The sequence below is a fragment of the Enterocloster sp. OA13 genome (assembly GCF_022440595.1).
In the GTDB taxonomy this organism is placed as follows: domain Bacteria; phylum Bacillota; class Clostridia; order Lachnospirales; family Lachnospiraceae; genus Enterocloster; species Enterocloster hominis.
In genome coordinates this window covers 5,778,962-5,803,043 of record NZ_JAKNTF010000001.1, presented here as the reverse complement: position 1 = coordinate 5,803,043, position 24,082 = coordinate 5,778,962, and the positions used below count along the sequence as shown (strand labels likewise).

The 24,082-nt window shown below is 49.8% G+C and carries 17 protein-coding genes, 1 tRNA gene and 1 riboswitch; of the genes, 3 read left to right on the top strand and 15 right to left on the bottom strand.

What is annotated here, in order from left to right; genetic code table 11:
• Window positions 1-108: 108 nt before the first annotated feature.
• From gcvPB to MCJ35_RS25885, 13 genes are all read right to left on the bottom strand, one after another.
• Window positions 109-1,611: an aminomethyl-transferring glycine dehydrogenase subunit GcvPB gene (gene gcvPB, locus MCJ35_RS25945; RefSeq protein WP_025484534.1), complete on the bottom strand. Its 1,503-nt coding sequence runs from the start codon at window positions 1,609-1,611 to the stop codon at window positions 109-111.
• The gene (gcvPA, locus tag MCJ35_RS25940) at window positions 1,608-2,975 is read right to left on the bottom strand and encodes an aminomethyl-transferring glycine dehydrogenase subunit GcvPA (protein ID WP_025484535.1); all 1,368 of its coding nucleotides are present in this window, start codon (window positions 2,973-2,975) and stop codon (window positions 1,608-1,610) included. Before gcvPA ends, gcvPB begins: the two co-directional genes overlap by 4 nt.
• A gap of 34 nt (window positions 2,976-3,009) precedes the next feature.
• A complete protein-coding gene (gene gcvH, locus MCJ35_RS25935; protein WP_008723430.1) occupies window positions 3,010-3,390 on the bottom strand; it encodes a glycine cleavage system protein GcvH in 381 nt (126 codons plus the stop codon).
• Between the two features lie 117 nt (window positions 3,391-3,507).
• Complete coding sequence (gcvT, locus tag MCJ35_RS25930; protein ID WP_025484537.1) at window positions 3,508-4,614, bottom strand: glycine cleavage system aminomethyltransferase GcvT; 1,107 nt, start codon at window positions 4,612-4,614, stop codon at window positions 3,508-3,510.
• On the bottom strand, window positions 4,599-4,886 hold the full coding sequence (locus tag MCJ35_RS25925) for a hypothetical protein (RefSeq protein WP_025484538.1): 288 nt from the start codon (window positions 4,884-4,886) through the stop codon (window positions 4,599-4,601). Before MCJ35_RS25925 ends, gcvT begins: the two co-directional genes overlap by 16 nt.
• Window positions 4,887-5,088: 202 nt before the next feature.
• Window positions 5,089-5,199: riboswitch (glycine riboswitch) on the bottom strand.
• A 289-nt stretch (window positions 5,200-5,488) separates the two neighbouring features.
• Complete coding sequence (locus MCJ35_RS25920; RefSeq protein WP_025484539.1) at window positions 5,489-8,644, bottom strand: alpha-mannosidase; 3,156 nt, start codon at window positions 8,642-8,644, stop codon at window positions 5,489-5,491.
• 10 nt (window positions 8,645-8,654) lie between these two features.
• The gene (locus MCJ35_RS25915; RefSeq protein ID WP_025484540.1) at window positions 8,655-10,172 is read right to left on the bottom strand and encodes a response regulator transcription factor; all 1,518 of its coding nucleotides are present in this window, start codon (window positions 10,170-10,172) and stop codon (window positions 8,655-8,657) included.
• A gap of 21 nt (window positions 10,173-10,193) precedes the next feature.
• Window positions 10,194-12,083 carry a cache domain-containing sensor histidine kinase gene (locus MCJ35_RS25910; protein ID WP_081739130.1) on the bottom strand — a complete coding sequence of 630 codons (1,890 nt, stop codon included), beginning with the start codon at window positions 12,081-12,083 and terminating at the stop codon, window positions 10,194-10,196.
• Window positions 12,084-12,113: 30 nt separating this feature from the next.
• On the bottom strand, window positions 12,114-13,454 hold the full coding sequence (locus MCJ35_RS25905; protein WP_025484543.1) for an ABC transporter substrate-binding protein: 1,341 nt from the start codon (window positions 13,452-13,454) through the stop codon (window positions 12,114-12,116).
• A 16-nt stretch (window positions 13,455-13,470) separates the two neighbouring features.
• Entirely contained in the window at window positions 13,471-16,557 is a 3,087-nt protein-coding gene (locus tag MCJ35_RS25900) for an alpha-mannosidase (RefSeq protein WP_025484544.1), read from the bottom strand.
• A gap of 14 nt (window positions 16,558-16,571) precedes the next feature.
• The gene (locus MCJ35_RS25895) at window positions 16,572-17,420 is read right to left on the bottom strand and encodes a carbohydrate ABC transporter permease (RefSeq protein WP_025484546.1); all 849 of its coding nucleotides are present in this window, start codon (window positions 17,418-17,420) and stop codon (window positions 16,572-16,574) included.
• Window positions 17,421-17,439: 19 nt separating this feature from the next.
• Entirely contained in the window at window positions 17,440-18,330 is an 891-nt protein-coding gene (locus MCJ35_RS25890; protein ID WP_034577133.1) for a carbohydrate ABC transporter permease, read from the bottom strand.
• A 239-nt stretch (window positions 18,331-18,569) separates the two neighbouring features.
• Window positions 18,570-19,655, bottom strand: coding sequence for a class I mannose-6-phosphate isomerase (locus MCJ35_RS25885; protein ID WP_025484547.1), 1,086 nt, complete (start codon window positions 19,653-19,655; stop codon window positions 18,570-18,572).
• 318 nt (window positions 19,656-19,973) lie between these two features.
• Here MCJ35_RS25885 and MCJ35_RS25880 point away from each other — a divergent pair, with 318 nt between their 5' ends.
• Both MCJ35_RS25880 and MCJ35_RS25875 read left to right on the top strand, forming a co-directional pair.
• Window positions 19,974-20,852 carry a DUF3881 family protein gene (locus MCJ35_RS25880; protein WP_025484549.1) on the top strand — a complete coding sequence of 293 codons (879 nt, stop codon included), beginning with the start codon at window positions 19,974-19,976 and terminating at the stop codon, window positions 20,850-20,852.
• A 78-nt stretch (window positions 20,853-20,930) separates the two neighbouring features.
• Window positions 20,931-21,004: transfer RNA gene (locus tag MCJ35_RS25875), tRNA-Arg, on the top strand.
• Between the two features lie 589 nt (window positions 21,005-21,593).
• Here the strand turns inward: MCJ35_RS25875 and ulaA are convergent.
• Both ulaA and MCJ35_RS25865 read right to left on the bottom strand, forming a co-directional pair.
• Window positions 21,594-22,904, bottom strand: coding sequence for a PTS ascorbate transporter subunit IIC (gene ulaA, locus MCJ35_RS25870; RefSeq protein WP_025484551.1), 1,311 nt, complete (start codon window positions 22,902-22,904; stop codon window positions 21,594-21,596).
• A gap of 48 nt (window positions 22,905-22,952) precedes the next feature.
• Window positions 22,953-23,243, bottom strand: coding sequence for a PTS sugar transporter subunit IIB (locus tag MCJ35_RS25865; protein WP_025484552.1), 291 nt, complete (start codon window positions 23,241-23,243; stop codon window positions 22,953-22,955).
• Window positions 23,244-23,580: 337 nt separating this feature from the next.
• Here MCJ35_RS25865 and MCJ35_RS25860 point away from each other — a divergent pair, with 337 nt between their 5' ends.
• On the top strand, window positions 23,581-24,051 hold the full coding sequence (locus MCJ35_RS25860; RefSeq protein ID WP_025484553.1) for a PTS sugar transporter subunit IIA: 471 nt from the start codon (window positions 23,581-23,583) through the stop codon (window positions 24,049-24,051).
• Window positions 24,052-24,082: the final 31 nt, after the last annotated feature.

Sequence of the window (24,082 nt, the reverse complement as noted above, 5' to 3'; positions counted from 1 at the left end):
GCAGATCCTTTATATCGTGCCTTTAGCCTTCCCGGCTATCCAGGCAGATCCTCTATATCGTGCCTTTAGCTTTTCCGGCTATCCAGGCAGGTTCTCTATATCATGCCTTTAGCTTTCCCATGTATACCGCAATACCGGCTTACGTGCAGCCGTTACCTCATCTGGTCTTCCGATGGGCGTGGTGTGGGGGGCGCTGTGAAGCTCTTCCGGCGATGCCATGGCTGTCTCATATATCTTGTGGAACACTTCGATTGCCTCGTCCAGTGTTTCCTTAGACTCTGTCTCCGTGGGTTCCACCATCAGGGCCTCGTGGACAATCAGCGGGAAGTACATGGTAGGCGGATGGATGCCGTAATCCAGCAAAGCCTTGGCTATATCCATGGCCGTGACACCATTTTTATGCTTCATATCCTCCAGGCTCATGACAAACTCATGCATACAGGTCTCATTGTAGGCCATGTCATATACATCAGAAAGCTTTACCTTCATGTAATTTGCATTTAATACCGCATTGGAGGACGCCTCCGGTATCCCCTCCCTGCCAAGGCTCATGATATAGGTCAGGGCCTTTACCACCACCAGGAAATTGCCGTAGAACTGCTTCACATCCCCGATGGATTCAGGCGCCCGCTCAAAAACATAACGGGCCGGGGCCATATCCCCTGTCATATCTCCTGAACCTTCTCCTGCCACATCTATATCCGTATCCCCTGCCGGATTCATTACTACCCTGACCCCCGGCAGATACGGCATCAGGAATCCCTTACATCCAACCGGCCCGCTGCCCGGTCCGCCGCCGCCATGAGGCGTGGAAAATGTCTTGTGCAGGTTCAGGTGCACCACGTCAAAGCCCATATCTCCCGGGCGCACGATTCCCATGACCGCATTCAGGTTTGCGCCGTCATAGTAGCACAATCCGCCTGCCTCATGGACAATCCTTGTTATCTCCAGGATATTCTTATCAAACAATCCCACTGTATTGGGGTTGGTCAGCATAAGTCCCGCCGTGTCCTCCCCCACCGCTGCCCTCAGCTGTTCCAGGTCCACACATCCGTCCTCCCTGGACGGTATGCTGATTACTTCATAGCCGCACATGGAAGCGCTGGCCGGATTGGTGCCGTGGGCTGAATCCGGGACAATGATCTTGGTCCGTTTATCATCTTTCCTATGTACATGGTATGCCTTGATTAACAGCAGCCCGGTAAACTCCCCATGGGCGCCTGCCGCGGGCTGGAAGGTCATGGCGTCCATGCCCGTGATTTCGCAGAGATACTTCTCCGCCAGGTAAAGGACTTCCATGGAACCCTGAAGTGTATGCTCCGGCTGCAGGGGATGGACGCTTCTGAATCCTTTCAGGGCAGCCGCTTCCTCATTGACCTTGGGGTTGTACTTCATGGTACAGGAACCCAGGGGATAGAACCCGTCGTTGACGCCGTGGGAACGCTTTGCCAGCTGTGTGTAATGGCGGCTGATTTCATTTTCCGACATTTGGGGCAGACGGGGAGCCGCCGCCCTTTTATGTGACCCATCCAGGGATACCCTGGGGACGTCACATTCACGGATGAGGTTTAAGCCTCTTCCGGCCGAGCCTTTTTCAAATACAAGTTTCATGCGCCGCACACCTCCTTATGCCTGCATTCACCGTGGAGCACATTTCGGACAATGGATGCGGTTTCATCCATTTCTTCCCTGGTATTGACTTCCGTTGCGCACCAGAGTATCTCCCTGTCAGACAGCTTAAGGCCCCCAAGGATTCCGTGTTTTTCAAGCGCACGGAGGATATGCCCGCTGTCCGTGCATTTACCCTCGGGGCTGACTGTCACGAACTCATGGAAAAATTCCCCGGCATACTTCGGTTCAAGTCCGGCTTCCTTTAACACGTCCCTGAGATAATGTGCCTTGGACATACACTGTGCGGCTGCCTCCGCCATGCCGTCCGCGCCCATGGCTGTCATATACACCGAAGCAGTCAGGGCGCACCATGCCTGGTTGGAGCAGACATTGGAACTGGCCTTCTCCCTGCGTATATGCTGTTCACGGGCCTGAAGGGTCAGTACAAATGCCCTCTCTCCCTTGTCATCCTTTGTCTCTCCCACAATACGTCCCGGCAGCTTTCTTGCCATGGCCGCGGTAGCTGCCATGAATCCCAGGTAGGGACCGCCAAATGCCAGGGGCATCCCCAGCGGCTGTCCGTCGCCCACCGCGATGTCGGCGCCGTACCCAGCAGGTGTTTTCATGACCGCCAATGCCATGGGATTGCATCCCATGATATATTTGGCCCCTGCATCATGTACGATACGGCCCAGTCCATCCCCATCCTCCATATTGCCGAAGTAGTTGGGCTGCTGCACATAGAAGCAGGCTGCATGGGCATCCGCCTTCATCATACCGGCCAGGGCCTCTGTATCCGTGACCCCGCATTTCTCCGGCACAATGACCATCTTGGCATTGCTGCCGAAGCAGTATGTCTTAATCACCTCAATGACTCCGGGATTGGCTGCCCCGGAAACATAGACCGTGCTCCGCTTCCTGTCCCTGCACATGGCGGCTGCCTCGGCCGCTGCCGTTGCGCCGTCATAGATGGATGCATTGGATGCGTCCATGCCCGTCAGCTCGCATATCATGGTCTGGTACTCAAATATGGACTGGAGGATGCCCTGGCTGATTTCCGCCTGGTAAGGCGTATAGGCCGTGACAAATTCCTCCTTGGATATCACACTGGACACAATAGCGGGTATATAATGGTTATAAGCCCCTGCTCCCCGGAAAATGTGGCGGAACACCACATTCTTCCCGGCTATGTCCTCCATCTTCCCGATTACAGCCTGCTCACTGAGCCCCGGCATGAGGTTCAGGCCGTCCTTCAGCTTTACCTCCTCCGGGATATGGGAAAACATTTCATCAAAACTGTTGAATCCTATCTCACGAAGCATTTCCTGCTGCTCCTGCTTCGTATCAGGCACATAAGTCCCCATAAGCTACACCTCATTTCTGGCGGAATGGATTGTTTTATTCAAGCGTCTTAACATATGCCTCATAGCCCTGGGCATCCATCAGCTCTTCCGTGTCCGTAATATGCTCCACCTTGACGAACCATGCCTCATAAGGCGCCTCATTGATGGACTCAGGCGCATCCAGCAGTCCTTCATTGACCTCTGCCACGGTGCCTGTTACAGGTGAAAATACATCCGACACAGCCTTGACGGATTCCACATCCGCAAATGTTTCCCCGGCAGCCACCTCGTCCCCTGCCTCCGGCAGGTTCACAAACACCAGGTCCCCCAGGGCGTCCTGGGCATAATCGGTCAGGCCGATCAGGGCAGTCTCCTCATCCAGCATCTTTACCCACTCATGTGACTTTGCATACTTTAAATCTTCCGGAATATTCATCTTTAATACCTCCTCATCTTATATGGTCCTACTTTTTATTTTCTGGTTTGACATTCTCAAATGCCTGGTATGACATCCTCAATTACCTGATTTGCATGATTCAAATTATAGTTCCTGTCAGCGCTTATAAAATGGCAGCTTCACTACCTCCGCGGCCACCCGCCGTCCGCGCACTTCCACCTCCACGGCAGTCCCCGGCTCCTTATACCCGATATCCACAAGGGCCATGGCCGCCGGATACCCAAGATAAGGACAGTGTGTGCCGGAGGTGGTCATCCCAATCTGCCGGTCCCCGATATAAACCGGCTGGTGCTCCCTGATAATGCCTCTGCCAGTCACCTTAAGGCCCACACGCTTCCTGGTCAGGGGCCCCTTTTCCTCCAGGGCCTTTTTCCCGATGAAATCTTCTTTATCCATCTTTACAAATATTCCCAGTCCTGCTTCCTTTGGCGAAATGCTGTCGTCCATCTCGTGTCCGTACAGCGGCATGGATGCCTCCAGCCTCAGGGTATCCCTGGCACCCAGTCCGCATGGAATCAGTCCTTCCTCACGTCCGTTGTCCATGAGCAGCTCCCACATCCCCGGGGCGTCCTCAGGAGCCATGTAAATCTCCACCCCGTCTTCTCCTGTATATCCCGTCTTGGAGATAATACACCGCACATCCCCAATCATGCAGTCGAACCGGCAGGTATAATACTTATCCGGGATTTCTTCCTCTTTCGCCACCTTTTTAAGGACATCCATGGCCTTCGGCCCCTGGAGCGCCAGCTGGGCCACTCTGTCGGAGATGTCCTCGAATACCACATCCCCGGACTGGTGGGCCTTCATCCAGGCATAGTCCTTATCCTTATTGGAAGCGTTCACAACAATGAAGTAGCAGTCATCCCTTACCTTATAGACAATCAGGTCGTCCACCACGCCCCCTTCTTCGTTGCACATGGGACTGTAGCGCGCCTGCCCCTCTGCCATGACCGTATAATCATTGGTCAGCAGCATATTCAGGTTCTTGAGCGCATCCTTGCCCTTACAGATGATTTCCCCCATGTGTGAGACATCGAACAGGCCGCACCTGGTACGTACTGCCATATGTTCCCCGATTACCCCGGTATCATACTGCACCGGCAGCAGATAACCTGCAAACGGAACTATCTTTCCCTTGTATTTCACATGTGTGTCATAGAGCGGCGTCTTGCGTTCAACAACCTCCGTCACTTCTGTGTCCATAAATGATTCCCCTCCTTTTTCTGATTCCCTGGCGTAATTTCCTGGCACATTTTCCAGAATGACTTCCCGGTATCATTACCCGGTACATTGTTCTGGTATAACTTCCCAGCATCATTCCCCGGCACAATTTTCTGAAATAACTTCCCAGCATCATTTCCCGGCACATTTTTTCGGAATAACTTCCTAACAACATTCCCCGGCACAATTTTTCGGAATAACTTCCCAACAACATTCCCCGGCACATTTTTCCGAAATAATTTCTCCTGCAACATTTCCCAGCATCATTCCCCGGACTCCCCCATCCTTTGCCGAAAATCGATTTTAATCCACTCCCTCATTGCCCTTCTCCCATTAAATAAAAACAGGCCCTTGGCTTAACAAAAAAAGCGCACAAACAAAAACCTTGTTCATGCGCTCTGTCTTTGGACCTGAAAGATTGGGCTTCGTCGGTGCTTCATCGCTTTCCAGAGTATCGTCCGGTATCCGGTCCTTTTGCCTGAGAGTTCTCCGCTTCCCCTTCGGCGCTGTCCAAAAACTATAGGAAATTCATTCCCAGCCCCGGACAGTCTCTCCCGAATCCATCAACCGATGGTATGCAGTTGTCTGCAAAAGCTGATGCTGCGCTGCCGCGGCGCCCTTGCTAAGTTCATACTAACACAGGTGGCATTGTCAGTCAATAGATAAAAGATGTTTAAAATTTAACGATAATTCCTGGCCATACCCATGCTTTTCCGGTCCCGGTCCGGCATTTATACACAATGACCACCGCTGCGGCACCTATTACTGCATTACATAAATTCCTGTGAATAGAGCACCCGCCATCTACGCCATGTGCACGCCCCTTCCATAGGACGCACATCCGGCGAAAGAACAATCATCGGACACGTGTCAGGAGAATGGTCTTTATCTCATAAGGTTTAATCGTGAACCTCACCTGTCCCTTTCCTACCGCCAGCGGATGTTCTGTCTGCTCCAGCATGCTGCACTCATACGCGTTTGCAATCTCCATGCCGGACCTCAGGGTTACCTCAGACCTCCGGTTAAAGCATTCATACAGCCTGAGGATGACTCCCTCCCCCTCCTCCTGCTTCTTAACCGCCTCAATCACGACATTGGGGCAGTCGGTTGAAAAGAAGGAAAAGACCGGGTCCAGGAACCCGCCGCCCCGCTCCTTCACCACAACAGCCGGAGGGTTGTTAACCTGATACGCCATATCAACGCTGCCCGCTTCCTTCCAGCTCCCCTTATGCGGGTAGATGGAATACGTAAATTCATGGTATTCCTGGTCAGCCTGAGGATTGGGGAAGGTCCCTGACTTCAACATGGACAGCCCCACCACCGAATCCCTGACGCCGCACCCGTACTTGCAGTCATTGATGAAACTGACCCCGTAATCATCTTCTCCCAGGTCCAGCCACTTGTGGACACATACCTCAAACCTGGCAAAATCCCAGGAAGTGTTGGCATGGGTGGGCCTTTTGACATTTCCGTACTGGATGTCGAATACGGCTTCACTGGTATGGATATCCAGGGGGAATAAGGTCTTAAGGAAAATCTGGTGTTCCCTCCACTCTATCTGGTTCCTGATGTCTATCCTGGGTATATCATGATACAGGTATATGGACTGCCTGATTGTGGAATCGAGATACCTGCGTTCTACGGTGACACAGGCCCGCACAGGCCCATTTTCAGTTACCTCAATGCATTCGACCTGATCCACTTCCCAGGATTTCTCTTCATAGTAATTGTTAATATCCCACGCATCATACTTATGGGGCCGGTCTTCATAGCTCATGATTACATTGCCTGCTTTTCCCGGCATAAGAAGTTCCCGCCCGGCCGTCTTATCATAGATGCCTGCAAACTGCCCCTTGGCGTTAAGCCTGATGGAAAAATATCTGTTTTCCATATGGTGTTCCGATACGGAGGACACAGGCTCCCCTCCGTTCCCGGCCCCTTCCTCTGCTTCCCTGACGCCATACGTCTTATACCCGCGCTCCGGGAGGCCGGATGCCGTGAATATATAGGTATGTTCCCCTGTCTTCTGGACACGGACCTGCCTTTCCCCGTCACGGACCTGGGGACAGCCCCCGTCATAGTAAAATTCCACTGTCTCAGCCTTGATTTCCGGCCCAAAGTTAAATACGGCCAGCGCGCCCTCCGGCGCGTCTATGACCGATGTCAGACGCTTTAGGGAGGCGTCCGTAAGCTGTCTGTCCACTGCAAGGAGTTTATCGTATTCCTCCTTTGAGTCATCATATACTTCCTTGATGGAGGAGCCTGGAAGGATGTCATGGAACTGGTTCCTTAACACAGCTTCCCAGACAGAATCAAGTTCTGCCCCGGGATAGGCGGCTCCGGACGTAAGTCCATCACACACAGCCAGGAATTCCGTGTTCTGGGTGGCAAATTCAGCTTTCCTGTTATACCGCTTATTCCTTGCCATGGAAGTATAGGTACCCCTATGGTATTCCAAATACAGTTCCCCTGTCCATTTGGGAAGATAGGGACTGCCTGACACACGTTCCTCCAATGTCTCAAAGAAGTTCCTGGCCGTGCTCATGACCGTGGCGTGACAGCCTGGTATTCCCTCTGAAAGCCGCCTCTGGTTCTCCAGCATCTGGCTGGTTGCCCCGCCGCCGCCATCCCCGTACCCAAAACACATCAGTACTTCCTTGTTCAGGTATTTGGGATTATACCGCTCCCATCCCCCTTTTACCTGGGAAGGGGACAGGAACCCGTTATAGGTGGTATAGTGGCTGTTCTCATTCCCGTCTTCCTTCCCCCCTGTATGATAATCCCTGGTTGGGGAAAAATGGGTGAGTATGGCCGTACCGTCAATTCCCTCCCACATGAACGTGTCATAGGGCATCTTGTTAAATTCATTCCAGCTAAGCTTCGTTGTCATGAAGTAGCGGATCCCGCATTTCTTCATGATCTGGGGAAGGGCGGCGGAGTATCCGAACACATCGGGCAGCCACAAAATCACATTATCTGTTCCGAATTCCCTCTTAAAGAAACGGGTTCCGTACAGGAACTGGCGGATCAGGGACTCGCCGGACGCCAGGTTGCAGTCCGCTTCCACAAACATCCCGCCTTCTGTCTCCCACCGTCCTTCCCGCACCCGTTCTTTTATCTCCTCATAGATGACCGGGGCTTCCTCTTTTACATACTGATATAACTGGGGCTGGCTGGACATGAATATGAATTCCGGGTACCTGCGCATCAGTTCCAGTGCCGTGGAAAAACTGCGCACCGCCTTATCCCTGGTCACCTTAAGGGTCCACTGCCAGGCGCAGTCAATATGCGTATGCCCCACGCAGTACGTATGCACCTCTGTTTCACCACACTGTTTTTCATATAAATCCTTCCTCAGGAAGTCGTGGGCTTTGGCAAGGCTGGCATAAAATGCATCCGAGCCTTCCTTCCTCAGATCCAGCAGGTTAAGGGAGTCATTCAGGCTCTTTATCACCGCCATGTATTCAGGGTCTGACCCATCCAGCATCAGGGCCGTGTCATAGGGCACCTTCAGGTCATAATAATATGCTTCCACTTCCCGGTCCAGGACCTTCAGCCTTGAATCCAGCTTCAGGTAAAAGTTCCGGTCCCCGGTAAATGCAGACAGCACAATGTGGTACCGCGCCCCGCCCCTTGCATGCTCTGAAAGGACGGTCTCCCTGTGGTTCACATCAAACCCCTGTTTTAAGCGTCCATCCACAAAGACGGAAAACTGGGGATTCACCGCGTCCCATTGGCCTTCCCTGCCTGTCATCACCTCATAGACAACACATCTGCCGTCCCACCCATCCGGCACCGTGATAAAGGTCTCAAACCAGAAATATTCCTGGTTCCCTCCCCATATTTCTTCCCTGTGCAGTTCCTCCCAGTCCGATGTATCTATCCTGCTGATATCACGAAACCGCTCCCGGGTCTTTTTTATTTTATAGGAATCTATTTTGATTTCGTCCGGATAGACCAGTGCTTCCACATCCTTTATGAGCCTGCCAATCCTCTCCTTAATAAAAATCATACGCTTCTCCTTATTCTGATGGATTCCTGCTTTTATGCTTAAAGTATATTTTACGGAAATACTCATAGTTTGAATATCCCACCATCTGCGCCACCTGGTATAATTTGAATTTGCCGCTGGCAATCAGCGCCTCCGCCTGTTCCAGGCGTATGGCTGTCTGATATTCCTTAATCCCCATGCCCATATTTTTCTTGAATAACGTGCCCAGGTAGTTCGGCGATATATAGAACTGCTCCGCTAGTTCATTGAGCGTGATTTCTTCCGTATAATTCCGGCTGATATATTTGGCCGCCGCCTTACATAGATGGGCATTCCTGCTGTTTGCGTTGTTCGATGCCAGAAGTTCAGACTTGACAAAGGAGATGACTGCTTCCTTTACGGATTCACAGTCCCCTTCCCTGACAGACTGGTACAGGTTGCGGATTTCCTGGGAAGGGATGCTGTTTTGCAGGAAAACAAGGCTGAGGTTATAGAGAAGACGCTTCATCATACGCCACCTGTGTTCCGGCTCCGTGTCATCCACCTTTACCATCCAGTTTTTCAGGCTCCACAGCACAATCTGCTGGTCCCTGTCCTCTATGGCCGCCTTCAGCACGGCGTCATTGCCCAGCTTAAAGTAAAGCATCTGCACGGAATCCGGCATATCCAGCCGGAACAGCCGGTCAAGGGAGGAATCATACGCCTTTTTAATCATCTGGAAATCCCTGTAAACATTACTTTTCGCGCTGATCAGATGCTCCCCTGTGTCCCGCCTCAGTTTGCGCTTCATACTTTCCGTCAGGTTGTCCGCCACCTCCTCGTCGTACCCGGAAAATACAAAGGAGTAGGAGAAAAGGTTCTTAATCAGATATATCCCCTTATTATGGTGTTCCCGGAATTCCACCGCCATCTGCCTCAGATATTCAATGGTCCGTACGTCCTCCTCTGTGGGCATCTGCTCGGATATGGTGGATTCCAGGGCAACCGAGACAACCATGAACGGATTCCCATTTTCCCGCTCCACAAATTCAGAATACAGGGTCATCAGCCTTTCATACCCGGCTTCATTCCCGCTCATTATATGGTTATATACCGCGTCCTTAAACACCTGCACCCCGGCCTGTACCAGCCCGGTAGCCGCCTGTTTTTCCTTTTCCCTCTCCCGGCGCTCGTCCAGCCGGTTCTTTATCCTGGTAAATACCTCTATGATCTGTTCCGGCGCAGAAGGCTTTAGCACATAATCCACTGCCCCCAGCCTCAGGGACGACTGGGCCAGTTCAAAATCATCGTATCCGCTTAAAAATACAACCTCCAGTTCCTTAAGTCCCGCTTCCCTCAGCTCCCTTACAAGGGATATCCCATCCTGTATCGGCATCTTAATATCGGTAAGGATGGCATCCGGAGGATTTTCAAGCAATGCTTTTTGCGCATCTCGTCCATTCATAAACGCTCCGGTTACCTGAAAACCGATTTTATCCCATTCAATGGCATTCTGCAGGCCATCCAGAATCCAATCTTCATCATCCACCAATGCAAGCTTATAAAGCATGTCCATCCTCCTTCTTTTTTTCTATATCTGCTGTCCAGGTACATTGTTCAGTATCTTCACCTCTATGGTGGTGCCCACCTTCTCCTTCGACTGTATGGTAAGCCCACACCCGTCGCCGTAATACAGGGAAATCCGTTTCATCACATTTTTTATGCCATGCCCCACATCGGACTGCATGTCACATATGCGGCCCACTAATTCCTCCGGCATACCACACCCGTCATCCGTGACCGTAAAATAAATGTATTCCTCCTCCATATAGACCTTGAGCCATATCTGTCCCGCCCCGCCCCTGAAATCAAAGCCATGCAGAATGGAATTTTCCACCAATGGCTGGAGCAGGAGTTTTATCATGCGGTAATCCAACGCCGCCTCGTCGATATCGGACGAGAACAGGATTTTTCCTTTGCAGCGTATGTTCTGGATATCCAGATAGCATTTCAGGTGGTTCAGTTCATCCCTGACCATGTATACGTTCTTTCCTTTGTTCAGGCTGAGCCTGAGGAAGCTTCCAAGAAGGACCACCATGTTGCTGATTTCCTTCTGTTTCATGCTCAGTGCCATCCAGTTGATTGCTTCCAGCGTGTTATACAGGAAATGCGGGTTGATCTGAGCCTGAAGGATTTCCAGTTCCTTTTTCTGTTTCAGCTTCTCCTGCTTCAGGACGCTTCCGATGAGCTTGTCTATCTCCTCAGTCATATGGTTGAACTGGGTACAGAGCACATCAATCTCATATATCCGGCTGGTAATATGAATCCTGCGGAATTGCCCTCCTTTACAATTCATCACCTCACGGGACAGGCTCAGTATGGGCTTTGATATCTTATAAGCCAGCAGTCCGCTGATGACGCTAAACAACGCCATGAACAGAAGGGAGCAGATAAGGACCACGTTCTGGGTCTGCCTGATGGGGGCCACAACCCTGTCATAATCCGTAATTGCAAGCACGTAAAGGTCCCTTCCCTGCAGTTTACGTTTACTTACAATCTTGTGTCCGTCTTTAACCGTAAGCTCTGTATGGCCGGATGACAGTTCCCCATAAGCACCGTATTCTGTCCCACTTAGGTCCATCCCAAGGATATCCCTCACGGTCCCGCTGAGTACCGTGCCGTTCCCATCCACAAGAAGGATATCGGAACCTTCCTCCTGGCGATACTTCTCCATCTGTTTGTAAAACATATCCTCGTTCAGGTTAATGACCAGATGTCCGATTGCGTCCCCATAATACATGCCGGAATAAATGCGCTGTACATAGGACGTGATGTATGGGATATACGGCTGGATTGGCAGATCGTTCTTCCTGGTGGGGATCCATCCCTCGGACAGATTGCGTATGCCTTCCAGCCCGCTTCCGGTCACATAGTGCCCATAATCGTAGACCCCGTTTATCTTGGTTGTCTTAAGCCCCTCATCCTCCAGCAGGATGTTAACGGATATGATGTCACCCAGGGAATACGCAACGGAAGACAGGTTCTGGTTCATATTATTCTGGAACACCATCTGCTCGTAGGAATTCCTATTCTTTTTGTAGTTAAGGATATTATTGATGATGCTGTAATTGTTCACCGTTGACCTGGACAAAAGTTCAATGGACTGCATGGACTGCTCCAGCGTATCGCTGATATAGACCAGCATCTGGTACTGTTTTACCTCAAACTGCTGTTCCAGCACCTTTTTATAACTGCTCTGGCTGAAAAAGGAATTCAAAGAAAAAAAAGCAGCCATGATCAGACAGTTGCTTATCACCCATAACCTGTTGATAGAAATTTTAAATGGCTGTCCCTTCACGGCGTGTCCCTTCATGGCATACTCCCCTTTAGGCAGCGCGGCGTATCTGCCCGCGGCGCGCTGTCTCTTTGTATTAGAAGGTGCTGCAGCACGGACCTGCAACACCTTCCAAAAGTATATCATATTATAGAATTCCCAACTACCTGCCGGATTTTATTTCGCGTTATTGACGGATTCCAGTATTGTCTTATAGGCGGCAGCCCCTGCTTCCTGAGGCGTTTTCTGCCCATATCCGGTTGCATACTGTTCGTCCATTATGGTATTCTCAATCACCGCGCTTCCCGGGACAAGCCATTCATAATCAATCCTCTGCGTATTTTCAATCAGGAGGTTCACACCATCCACCACAAGGAGCGCATCCCCTTCCAGTAATGGCGCGATTGTCTCACGGACAGAATCCGGTGCCGGAACGCCGCGTACCGTCATAAGTATCTTGGCCGCATCCTTGTCGTTGATAAGGAAATTAATTAATGTGGCTGCTTCTTCGGGATGCTTGGAGCTTTTGCCAAGGGTCCATGGCATGGATGCCAGCATATAGGCCCCTCCATTCTGTTTAGTTCCGGGAACCAGTGATATTCCCAGTTCCGACTGTTCAGCCATTGCCGCATGGTCCTGTGGCATTGTTGCAATATGGTTTACCTCGCATGCAGCGTCACAGCTTAAGAACAGGTTATCCTGCTGGGACTCCTGCCCCACCGTCATGTCCAGGGGCGGGAATACGCCTGTTTCCCTCCACTTGTTGTACTGCTCATACACGCCCCCAAGTGCGGCTGAGAAATCCTCCAGGTCACCTTCCTCGGTTGCAAACCACTGCCCGGCCTGGCGCACCATTGTCATCGTAAGGAAGTAGGACGGCTCTTTCATGCCATACTTGCCTGTCTTATCGTAAATCTCCTGGCATGCCTTCTCAAAGTCTTCCCATGACCAGTCATTGGTGGGATATTCTACCCCTGCCTCATCAAATATCTGCTTATTCCAGATAAAGAGCGGTCCGTTCAACCCGCTTGGCACACCGTACTGCACGCCGTTGTACTGGGCCCATGTCAATGCGCTTTCCGGGTAGTCGTCCAGCTTCAGCTGGTTCCCGATATAGGGCGTCAGGTCACCCAGCTTATCATTGGCTGCCAGGCTCGCAAAATATACGTTGTTGTCCAGCTGGTACACATCCGGCTCCGTGCTGGAAGAAATCTGGGTCATCAGTTTGTCGTGATAACCGTCAAATCCCTGGTATTCCGCAGTCACCTTGATGTTCGGATATTTTTCCATGAACAGGTCCAGCGCCTTTAACGTGGCCTCATGTCTTGCATCGCTACCCCACCAGGATATCCTCAGTTCCACCTGTTCCCCTGAAGCTTCCTTCGTGTCCGCGGCTGCTTTTCCTTCTGTTGCCGCCGTGTCCGCGGTGGTGGCCTGTGTGGATGGACCACACGCTGATAATACCATTGCCGCTCCGGCTGCCATTGCTGCTGCCTGCAGTTTCGACCATTTCTTCATAACCCCAACCTCCATTTTATTTATGTTTGCATGTTACTTTATAGGTTTTTATTTCATACGGATGAATGGTAAACCGTATCTGCCCGTCCGTTACGGGAACATCCTCCAGATGCCGCTCCAGCAGGTCCGTCTCCTCACATGACGCCACAGGGAATCCCATCGTGAGAACCACGTCATTGACCGTATTGTATGTCTCGAATATCCTGAGCACGATTTCCTCCCCGTCCTCTGATTTCTTAACGGTATCAATGACAATATTATCACAGTTGGTGCGGATATAGGAATATTCATCCCTGGCGGCTTTTCCGGCCTGGACTAGAAGAGGGACATTGGCCTCATATCCGGCCTGGGCCACCCTGCCTTCTTTTATCCCGCCGTCATGGGGATAGAACCAGTAGGAGAATGTATGGACTCCCTTATCACATGAATCCGATGGGAAATCCGCACTCCTTAAAAGGCTCAGCACCATATCGGAATCCTGGATGGTATAACCGTATTTACAGTCATTCATCAGGGCCGCGCCGTGGCTTCCATCCGAGATATCGCCCCATTTATGTCCGCACACCTCGAACCGCGCCTCATCATAGCTGGTGGTGGAATGGTTTGGATGTTCCACATTGCCGAAGGCAATATCATATCTGGCTGTCAGCGTATGTATATCCGCAGGGAATTCCACCCTGAGCATCTTCTGCCTTTCATCCCAGTCCACCCTGGTCCTGAATTCCATAAGCGGGGCATGATGGTACATGATGATATCCTGCTCCACCGAAGAATGATGGACCGACTTCCTGACGGAAAGGACCGTATATAAGTCATTGTGTTCTTTTATGCACTGGCTGGTTCCGGTAAATGGGAACGGGGCCTTGTCCTCCCTCTTTGTGGTTACCTCCCATGCAGATCCCCACTCCACCGGGATGTCTTCCTGAAGTTTAAGACGGTTGCCCTTCCTTCCATCCTTTAGTATCTGGCGTCCCGTTGTCTTATCAAATACAGAGACAAGTTCACCGTCCCCGTCAATCCCTACCTGAAGCCAGTCATTGCTTATCTGCGTGATTCCATTTTCCTGTGTTAACGCGGCCTTTGACTGTGCGGCCAGGCCGTCTGTCCTGTGGGTGAGGTAATATACCTTGTACCCCAGGGCCGGCACATCCTCCGCCAGGAAGTCAATGGTACCGTCCTCTTTCAGGGTCTGTACCGGGTATGCGCCCTTTCCATCCACCACAGCCTCATATCCCCTGCCGTCAATGGATACCACCTGCCTGCGGTTCCAGGACAGGGTATTATATACGGTTACCGCCGCTTCATCCGGCTGGGCCATACATCTGAGGTTCTGCCGGATGCTCTCCTGCCCGATTCCTGCAATCTCCCCATACTCCCGGTCGCACTCCTCATAGACTTCGCGTATACAGGTTCCCGGCAGGATATCATGGAACTGATTCAACAGTATCTTTTTCCATCCTGCCTCCAGGTCCGCGCCCTGATAGGCACCATTTTCCAGATACTGGAATACAGACACGATTTCCGCATCGCGGAATAAAAGCTCGCTCTTACGGTTGTTCTTTTTATTGTTGGCGGCAGTGGTATAGGTACCCCTGTGTTTTTCAAAGTATAGTTCCCCTGCCCATACAGGATAATCCTTTTCCTTGTCCAGCCCGTCAAAATACTGTTTTACGGTCCCAACCGTAACTTCAGGCATCATGGGAACCCTGTTAAGCCTTGTCACGGACTCCAGCATTTCCTTTGTGACGCCTCCGCCTCCGTCCCCATGTCCATAAAGGTAGAGAAGGGGGTCTCCATTTTCCTTGTTCTTAAAATAATCCATGGACTGCCTTACGCCGTCCGCGGATAAGTCACCGTTGTACAGTCCCAGTCCCCTCTGCGTGCACATGGACATCATCCCGGATAAGACCTCCGTGCCGTCCAGCCCCCTCCATTTGAAGACGCTGTATGGGAATTCATTGGTCTCGTTCCAGGTCAGCTTCGTGGTAAAGAAATAATCCGTGCCAGCCTTCTTGAGGATCTGGGGCATTGCAGATGAATATCCGAATACATCGGGCAGGAAGCAGATATTGGAATCGCTCCCCAGTTCCTTCTGGTAGAACCGCTTTCCATACATGATCTGCCGGACAAATGATTCGCCGCTTATAAGATTGCAGTCCGGCTCCAGATACATGCTTCCCAGCGTTTCCCAGCGCCCCTCCTTTACCCGCTCCTTTATCTGTTCAAACAGCTCCGGGTAGTATTTCTGGGCCATCTCATAGAGGACCGGCATGCTCTGGCAGAACTTGAAGCTTTCATATTGCTCCATCAGGCGCAGCATGCTGGAAAATGTCCTGCTCACCTTTCGGACTGTCTCCTTTAAGGGCCAGTGCCATGCCACGTCAATGTGGGAATGCCCTGCAAAATACATCCTTACCGGTATCTTAATCTGCCCATACCTGGCAATGGACTCCACATATTCACTAAGGGCCTGTTTCACGCTCTCATCAAAGGTATCCTGTTCTGAATAATCCAGTTTCAGCAGGGATTGGTAAATCACATGCAGGACACGCTGTTTTGTATACTCCTCGCCGCAGCCCACGATAAAGTCAAATCCAGTCTTAACCTCAAAGTAAAAATCCCATGCCGGCCTGTTAATGGCGGCAACCTCTGACTGGGTTATCACAACATCTGTCTTAAACGCATTATCGCTGTCTAAGATCAGGTCCTTACAGTATGTCTCAATCTCAACCTCATATTCCTCCCCGCCCTGGGCGCAATCGGACAGCAGGATCATATTCCGGTTAAAATCCAGTCCGTTATAATGGTTCCCGTTGACGGAAACACAGCCCTCGCCCCCGACCTTAAGCAGCAGGACAGCTGTTTCGCCTTTATAGCCGTCATCCAGTACGATCCGGTTCCTGAGGAATACGGTCAGGTCCGGCTTACCCACATGGATTCCCTCCGGCAGTTCCTCCCATTCCCCATCCATCATCTCATATTCTTCGGGATGGCGGTAATAACCTTCCTTTGCCATCCATCCTTTCACAGGCGTTTTGTGCCTGTACAGCATCTGTTCCAGACGGTTAAGCTCTGACTGGATTTTCTTTTCAACCTTTAACATATATGCCTCCTCTTTTATCCTTTTAGTCCTGATGTACTGACCCCGTCCACAAAGTACTTCTGAAGGCAGAAGAACATCACGATTGCCGGAAGCACGGAACACAGTGCCATGGCCATGACCGCCCCCCAGTTATCGGCCCCGGTTGCGTCAATGGTGGTGCGCATTGCCAGGGCAACCGTATACAGGTCAACCTTTGTCAGGTATATCAGCTGGTTCTGGAAATCATCCCAATTCCACATGAATGCAAAGATGGCAACTGAGAACAGCGATGGTTTGCACAGCGGGAATATGATTCTTACAATGATACTGAAGGTGGAGCATCCGTCTATCTTGGCAGCCTCATCCAGTTCCTTTGGTATCCCTTTGATGAACTGGGCCACCAGATAGATGAAGAAACCGCCTCCGTTCCCAACCCCCAGGGCCGCCGGTATGATAAAGGGAAGATATGTATTAAGCCAGCCTATCTTACTGAACACCACGTACCGGGACACAAGGGTGGTGGTGGCCGGAAGCATGATTGTCAGGAATAAGACGCTGAACCAGAATGACTTAAACCTAAAGTTCACCCTTGCAAAGGCATAGCCCACAAACAGGCTGATCACAAGGCTGCACACCACACAGCTGATGACCACAAAGAACGTATTCATAAAAAATTTCCCAAAGGTATATGGCCTGACTAATTTCCATCCTGCTGCAAAGTTGTCAAACCGGAACTGGCTTGGAAGCAGGTCCGGGCTTGACAGCACCTCCGGGGAGGGCTTGAGCGCCGCAAATATCATCCATATCAGTGGATACAGCATGATCAGGCCCAGAAGGCTGATCAGGACATATATAATAATTTTTGTAAACGTACTCCGTTTCATTGCGATTCCCCCTCCTCCCCTAATCATCATAATTCAGGAACTTCTTCTCCAGCAGGTGCAGGATAAGCGCGGTGCCTGCAATCATGACCAGCAATGCCCAGGATAAGGCAGATGCATAGCCCACATTGAAATATTTGAATGCATGCTGATACAGGTAAATCACGTAAAGCATGGTGGAATTTAAAGGACCGCCTCTTCCGTTGAAGATGGTATACGGTGCCGCGAACATCTGGAACGCGTTGATGGTCTGCATCAGGATGTTAAATGACATCATCGGCATGATGCCCGGCAGCGTTATATGAATGAATTTGGCCATCCTGCCCGCGCCGTCCACACTTGCCGCCTCATACAGCGAAGATGGAATCTGTTTCAGTCCGGCCAGGAAAACCACCATGGACGAACCGAACTGCCATACCGTTAACAGGGAAATGGTAAACAGCGTGTATTTGGGATTCCCCAGCCACGATACCCCCTCAATCCCAATCTGTGCCAGCAATGCATTGATTACGCCGTCCTTTACAAACAGGGCCTTCCACAGGATTGCAACCGCAATACTGGATCCAAGGATGGACGGGATATAGTAAACCGTCCGGAAGATTCCAATCCCCTTAATCTTCATGTTCAGTATCAGGGCAATACAGAGGGCAAAGATTATCTTGGCCGGCACCGCTATGAACACATACTTGAAGGTAACCTTGACCGACTGGTAAAACACGTCATCCTTAAACATTTTCCCATAATTGTCCAGGGCTATGAAGGACGGCTCGTTCAGCAGGTTATAATTCGTAAATGACATTAGGAAACTATGTACAATGGGCCAGAGCTGGAAACAGATAATCCCTATGATCCATGGTAAAATCAGGATATAACCTATCAGGTTGGCCCTGGTCTGAATTTTTTTCTGACTCATCAGTCGCTTTACCCCCTTGTCAATTCTCTTGCTGTTATTTTAGTTTTTTTATGGCAGTATCACAACGGTACAAAACCTCACTTTCTCTTCTATTTCTACAAAGTTTATATATTTGTTTTTATTTTGTTTAATTATTGTGCAATTTATACAATTGCAGGTCATCATCGTGATTATCCTCCATTTGGGGCCACGCATCGTGGATATCCTCCTATTCCGGGCCTCGCATCGTGGATATCTACCTATTCTGGGCCTCGCATCATCAACAGGGAAACCGGCTCATTGCCAATACTGGTTATGGTGTATTCCCCGGAGGCAGCCGGTATGAAGAACTGGTCGTTCCTCCCAACTGTATATTCATGGGTGCTGCTCTTTAATATGCCTTTACCCGAAAGTACATAAAGGCACCCATATACCCCGTCCCCTTTAAAGCTGCATGTGCCATCCGCCTCCATCCTCTCTATCCGGAAACATGGCGTATCCTTATATCCGATGATGCTGCGTTTAATCCCCTGGCTCCATTCCACGTCCTCCGCACGGATGCAGAACTGTTCCCTTACCTCCTCCTCACTCATGCCGCAATAGGAAAAGCAGTCAAACATCGTCTCAAAGCCCAGACCCTGATGGCACATCCTGTCATCTATCCGGAACCCGGACGGCGTTACCTTCTCAACCCTTATGGTGTAATCCGTGGGTTCCTGGATTTCAATTATCATACAGCCGCTTCCGATTGCATGGGGAACCCCTCCCTTTACAAGATACGTTTCCCCGGGCTTTACCTGGATTCTGTTCAGCAGGCTTAACATTTTATCATAGTCCTGCCGCTCAAAGCACCTGACCCATTCCTCCCTGGTGATTCCTTCCTTAAACCCCAGATAGATACAGGCCGGTTCCCGCCCGTCACTTCTGGCCCCCAGTATGTACCAGCATTCCGTCTTGCCAAACCGGCTGTTGAAAAGACGTCCGGCCGTCACGTTGTCCGGATGGACCTGTATGGTCAGCCGCTCCTCACTGTCTATCATCTTAATCAGGACTCCCGTTGACGCGCCCCATCTGTCCACGTGGTCCTTTCCCAGCATTTCCTCCGGATTGGACAGGATGAGCTGTTTCAAGGAAATTTCCCTGTCTTCATCCAGACAGCAGATTCCTTCCTCAATGTCCTCCCTCCCCACATTCAGCGCCCTTGTTGTGGAAAACATCCATTCCTCCGGGAAATGGTCATCCTCCGCGCCTTCCCCGCCGTGAAGGCGCCCGATTTCCCTGCCCCCGGTATAGGTCCTCCACACCCGCTCGCCCCTGAGTTTCAATGGCTCATATGAATTTGACATTTTCTGCTTCCCCTTCCTCTTACATTGATTATTTTGCCGCCAGGGCATATGGGGACCTCTGTTTTGGCCCGTAATCCCCCGGTTTATTTCCAGCATAAAAGATTCTGCTTTTTATGCAACGGTGCAATCCATCAAAAAATCCTCCATTCTTTTAATTCCGCGGATAATTTGGCCTGTCCAAAGAAAAAATACTGGTAATCTGCTATAAAGTAGTATATAATGGGCAAAGATGATGAGGCGAAGGTGTTCCTTTTGCCTCTTTGTTGTCTGATAAACAATTTTGCTTATGATAATAGATTCAGGAAAGAAGGTGACAACATGCATAAGTTTATGCGGACCATTGGATTCAGTATGTACCAGAAGAAACAGGATATGGAAAAGCTGCTGCGGCGCCTGGCAAAAGAGGCTGAGCGCATAGGACAGTTATCCGAACGGGAAGGCAGTACGTTCTGCGAACTGCGGGCAGAGACAGCCCCTGGCATGGGTGTTGCCATGGCCGGTGAGATGAGCCCCAAGGGAACCTTCAGCCGGGAATACTACTATCCTTACGTTACCGGAACAGATATAAGCTCTGATGCGGAATGTTCCATCCAGCGCCATACGGAACGGGAGACATACGCCGGGCTGCTGGATGAATACAGGGTGGGGATTTCCCTGATTTTCTATATAGAAAATTCCATGGAGTACCGTATGCGGCATGCTGGGCGCCAGGCAGTCCTTCCCCACGGCGCAGCCCTCACAGGTCTGTGTGTCCAGGGCAGGGTCCTGCTTCCCATCCAGAAAACCGAACAGCAGGCCGAGGATTCCAGACAGGCTGCCCGCAAGCGCAGCAATCTCCTGGAAGCAGCCAAGCGCGGGGACGAGGACGCCATCGAGACGCTGACCATTGAAGACATTGACCTTTATTCCATGGTGTCCAGGCGCATTGCGCACGAGGATGTGTATTCCATCATAGAAACCTGCTTCATGCCCTGCGGCGTTGAGTGCGACCAGTATTCGGTCATTGGGGAGATTACAGCGGTTGCCCTGAACAAAAACAGGATTACAGGTGAGGAGATTTACAACCTGACCCTGGACTGCAACGACATGGTTTTCCACGTGATAATCAACAAACAGGACCTTTTAGGAGAGCCTAAAACAGGCCGCCGTTTCAAAGGACAGGTGTGGATGCAGGGAACTGTGAAATTTGAGGCTTGATTTTTTTTCAAATATAGGTTATTATATATTGCGGACCGTATGAATTACGGCCCGCAGTAAAATGCATGTGATGCATATGTTTCTGTAGCTCAGCAGGATAGAGCGTCCGCCTCCTAAGCGGAAGGCCAGCGGTTCGAATCCGCTCAGGAACAGGAAAAAAGCCGGAAACCTTGTTTTTATCAGGTTTCCGGTATTTTTGTTTTGTAGTTTTTTCGCAATCTACGAATTTCCCGCAATCTTCGGACAACATTGTCCCAATTAAAACTTATGGCGGGGAATGATACAGTCATTCATTTATCCTATGGATTGATGTGAGGTAAAAATAATATGGAGTTTAGAAGATTAACCACCAGTAAGCATGATATGTATCATAAGGCGATTGCTTTATACAAAGATAGTTTCCCAATTCATGAGCAAAGAGAAAGCGGTTTACAAATCGGTATCATGGACTTTCTGCAATTCTTATGTTGTCTGCATGCATAAAACCTTGAAAATCCCCGGCATCAGATTCTAGGGTGTGCTTTGCCCTAAGGGGGGACTTTGGGTGGATTCCTTAGGGCATCTGGCGGGAATGAATTTTCAAACACGCTCTAGGATATTATGACGGTCTTATCACAGGTGTATGCAAAATAAAACAGCACATAAAAAGCCGGGAACCTTGAAATATCAGTGTCCCCGGCTTTACTGTGTTATCCAGAACCCTTCTTGCCAATCAGTCATCCAAATCACTGCAGAACGGATTCAGCCAATCCCAAACAGGCCAGCTATGAATTTCAGCACCCAGGAATAGAACAGGCTCATGGAAACGCAGTCCACATCCGTCATTGTATAGGCCGCCAGGGACGGCAATCCCTCAATAAAAATCTGGCCCAGATACGGTGCAACCAGTGCAGGCAATAAAGATATAAATAAACCGTGTACAATACACGCAATAATCGTGCCGCGCCGGCCGCCTGTTGCATTGGCAAAAATACCGGCCGTGCCTCCGGCAAAGAAATTGGACATAATTCCCGGAATAACCATGGGTAATCCAAATACAGGCCATAGGAACATCCCCACTACGGTGCCTATTGTCGTGAATACAAAGCCGTACACAATGGCATTAGGTGCAAAGGTAAAAAGTACCGGGCAATCCAATGCGGGACGTGCACCAGGTACCACCTTCTCAGCAATTCCTGCGAATGCGGGAACCAGCTCCGCAATAAGCAGGCGGACTCCAGTAAGGAGGACAAAGAGACCTGCACAGAACGTAATACCTTGTATGATGGCAAATACAATGTAATTTTTATCTCCAGCTGCTTCAGCAACCACTTCTGGTCCGGCCAAAGCCGCCATGATGACATATAATGGAATCATCACGGATCCCACTGCAAGATATGTATCCTGTAAAAAAGAAAGTCTGGCTGGGAATTTTATATCCTCAGTCGATTTTGAAACATCACCTGTCAGCTTTGAAACACCTGCACTTAGCAGATAGCCTAATGTACAAAAATGCCCAAGGGCAATATCATCGCTGCCTGTAATCTTACGGACAATGGGCTGTGCAAGCGCCGGAAATAGAATACAGCATATCCCGCCAAGTACAGCGCCAATAAGAACGGCACTCATATGGCTAAATCCACACAGACCAACACCAAACAATATACTGGCCATAGCCATATAGATTGGGGCCTCTCCATTAAGGAATACATACTTCCATCTGGTCACGCGCGCAATAACCAGATTAACAACAAATATGCCTGCATATGCCAAGGCAATATCACGGCCTATCATATCATTCTGCATTGCAACGGCCAGCACCGCTTCAATGGATGCCACCGAACCCTGGATTCCAAGTCCCGCCGCAAACCATGTGCCAAAAGGTTCCAGCGCCCCCACGATAACGCCTGAACCAGCAGACAGGATCATAAATCCCATCATTGTCTTAAATGTGCCGCTAAAGCAGGCGCCAGCGGATTTTTTTTGTAAAATCAGCCCCAGCAGGGCAACAAGCCCCAATACCATTGCTGCATTTATCAGGATGTTATCAATGATAAATGTTAATATACCCATACTTACCTCCTTTTGTCCATACAGGATACCTTCTAAACTACTGCATATTTATAACCAGTCATTCTCTTGCAAAACCATCTGCAGCTTTTCCCGAATCTCCTGTCTGTTAACCAGACTTTTTAGATAGATTTTATTGGGGAACAATTTAAATGTATCGAATTGGGTTTTAAAGTTGATTCCAGCTATCAGGATATCCGCCTGCTTAGAAGCAGCGGACAGCATGTCACTATGATCCACATGTGCCTGCACCCCCAACTCTTTTAAAACTGCCTCTACCGCCATCTGGCACACTAAGCTGCTGCCGCAGCCATTGCCACAAACCATCAGTATATTAATCATTGTATCTTCACACCCCCTTTCCATATAAAATCAAATTGCATATCTTGCTTGAAATTGCAAAATATTTGTTTCTTTTAACAAATATACGATTTTTTATTTCAAAACCAATCATTTCCTTTCTTTTATCATAAACCTTTATTCGAAAATGTCAATATATTTTTAGAACAAAAGAGCATTTTTTTCAACACTATGAACAAAACTTCACAAAAATCCCCCTGGCTGCCAGCAAAAAAGCAAATTACAAAAAATATTTCTTGCAATATCTTGCAATTATTCACAAAAAAGTTTATAATGGCCTCATCAAATGTTAAAACTTGAGTGAAAGGAGAAAAGTACCATGCTTTTTAAAGATATTGTAGATGCTAAACGCTACGCTTTTTTTAACAGTGCCGATGACTGGCGTGATGCCATTCACAAAAGCTGCCGCCCTCTTGTAAAGACAGGCTGTGCAACAACGGATTATGAAGAGCGCATCATCCAATGCGTAGAGGAATTTGGTCCCTATATTGTAATCGTACCCGGATTGGCTATTCCGCACTCAACAAAAGGCTCTCCGGGTGTCACCCGGACTGCCATTGCTTTTACAAAATTTGAACAGCCGGTATCCTTCGACCCGGCAGACAGGGAAAAAGATGCCACGCTTTTCTTCACGCTCGCAGCTGTGGATGATGAAAAACATCTGGAAAATATGCGTCAGTTGTTTACCATCCTTTCAAACGATCAGATACTGGAACAGCTATCACATGTAAAAAGCGAAGACGACCTGCTGGAATTAGATAAAGCCCTTAGCCAGATGCCGTTCGTATAATAACGCAAAAATTAATTTAAAAGGAGGATTA

Coding starts and splice junctions, on each gene's coding strand:
- gcvPB (WP_025484534.1), bottom strand. CDS start 1,611: ATGAAACTTGTATTTGAAAAAGGCTCGGCCGGAAGAGGCTTAAACCTC.
- gcvPA (WP_025484535.1), bottom strand. CDS start 2,975: ATGGGGACTTATGTGCCTGATACGAAGCAGGAGCAGCAGGAAATGCTT.
- gcvH (WP_008723430.1), bottom strand. CDS start 3,390: ATGAATATTCCGGAAGATTTAAAGTATGCAAAGTCACATGAGTGGGTA.
- gcvT (WP_025484537.1), bottom strand. CDS start 4,614: ATGGACACAGAAGTGACGGAGGTTGTTGAACGCAAGACGCCGCTCTAT.
- MCJ35_RS25925 (WP_025484538.1), bottom strand. CDS start 4,886: ATGTTGCAGGAGAAATTATTTCGGAAAAATGTGCCGGGGAATGTTGTT.
- MCJ35_RS25920 (WP_025484539.1), bottom strand. CDS start 8,644: ATGATTTTTATTAAGGAGAGGATTGGCAGGCTCATAAAGGATGTGGAA.
- MCJ35_RS25915 (WP_025484540.1), bottom strand. CDS start 10,172: ATGCTTTATAAGCTTGCATTGGTGGATGATGAAGATTGGATTCTGGAT.
- MCJ35_RS25910 (WP_081739130.1), bottom strand. CDS start 12,083: ATGATATACTTTTGGAAGGTGTTGCAGGTCCGTGCTGCAGCACCTTCT.
- MCJ35_RS25905 (WP_025484543.1), bottom strand. CDS start 13,454: ATGAAGAAATGGTCGAAACTGCAGGCAGCAGCAATGGCAGCCGGAGCG.
- MCJ35_RS25900 (WP_025484544.1), bottom strand. CDS start 16,557: ATGTTAAAGGTTGAAAAGAAAATCCAGTCAGAGCTTAACCGTCTGGAA.
- MCJ35_RS25895 (WP_025484546.1), bottom strand. CDS start 17,420: ATGAAACGGAGTACGTTTACAAAAATTATTATATATGTCCTGATCAGC.
- MCJ35_RS25890 (WP_034577133.1), bottom strand. CDS start 18,330: ATGAGTCAGAAAAAAATTCAGACCAGGGCCAACCTGATAGGTTATATC.
- MCJ35_RS25885 (WP_025484547.1), bottom strand. CDS start 19,655: ATGTCAAATTCATATGAGCCATTGAAACTCAGGGGCGAGCGGGTGTGG.
- MCJ35_RS25880 (WP_025484549.1), top strand. CDS start 19,974: ATGCATAAGTTTATGCGGACCATTGGATTCAGTATGTACCAGAAGAAA.
- ulaA (WP_025484551.1), bottom strand. CDS start 22,904: ATGGGTATATTAACATTTATCATTGATAACATCCTGATAAATGCAGCA.
- MCJ35_RS25865 (WP_025484552.1), bottom strand. CDS start 23,243: ATGATTAATATACTGATGGTTTGTGGCAATGGCTGCGGCAGCAGCTTA.
- MCJ35_RS25860 (WP_025484553.1), top strand. CDS start 23,581: ATGCTTTTTAAAGATATTGTAGATGCTAAACGCTACGCTTTTTTTAAC.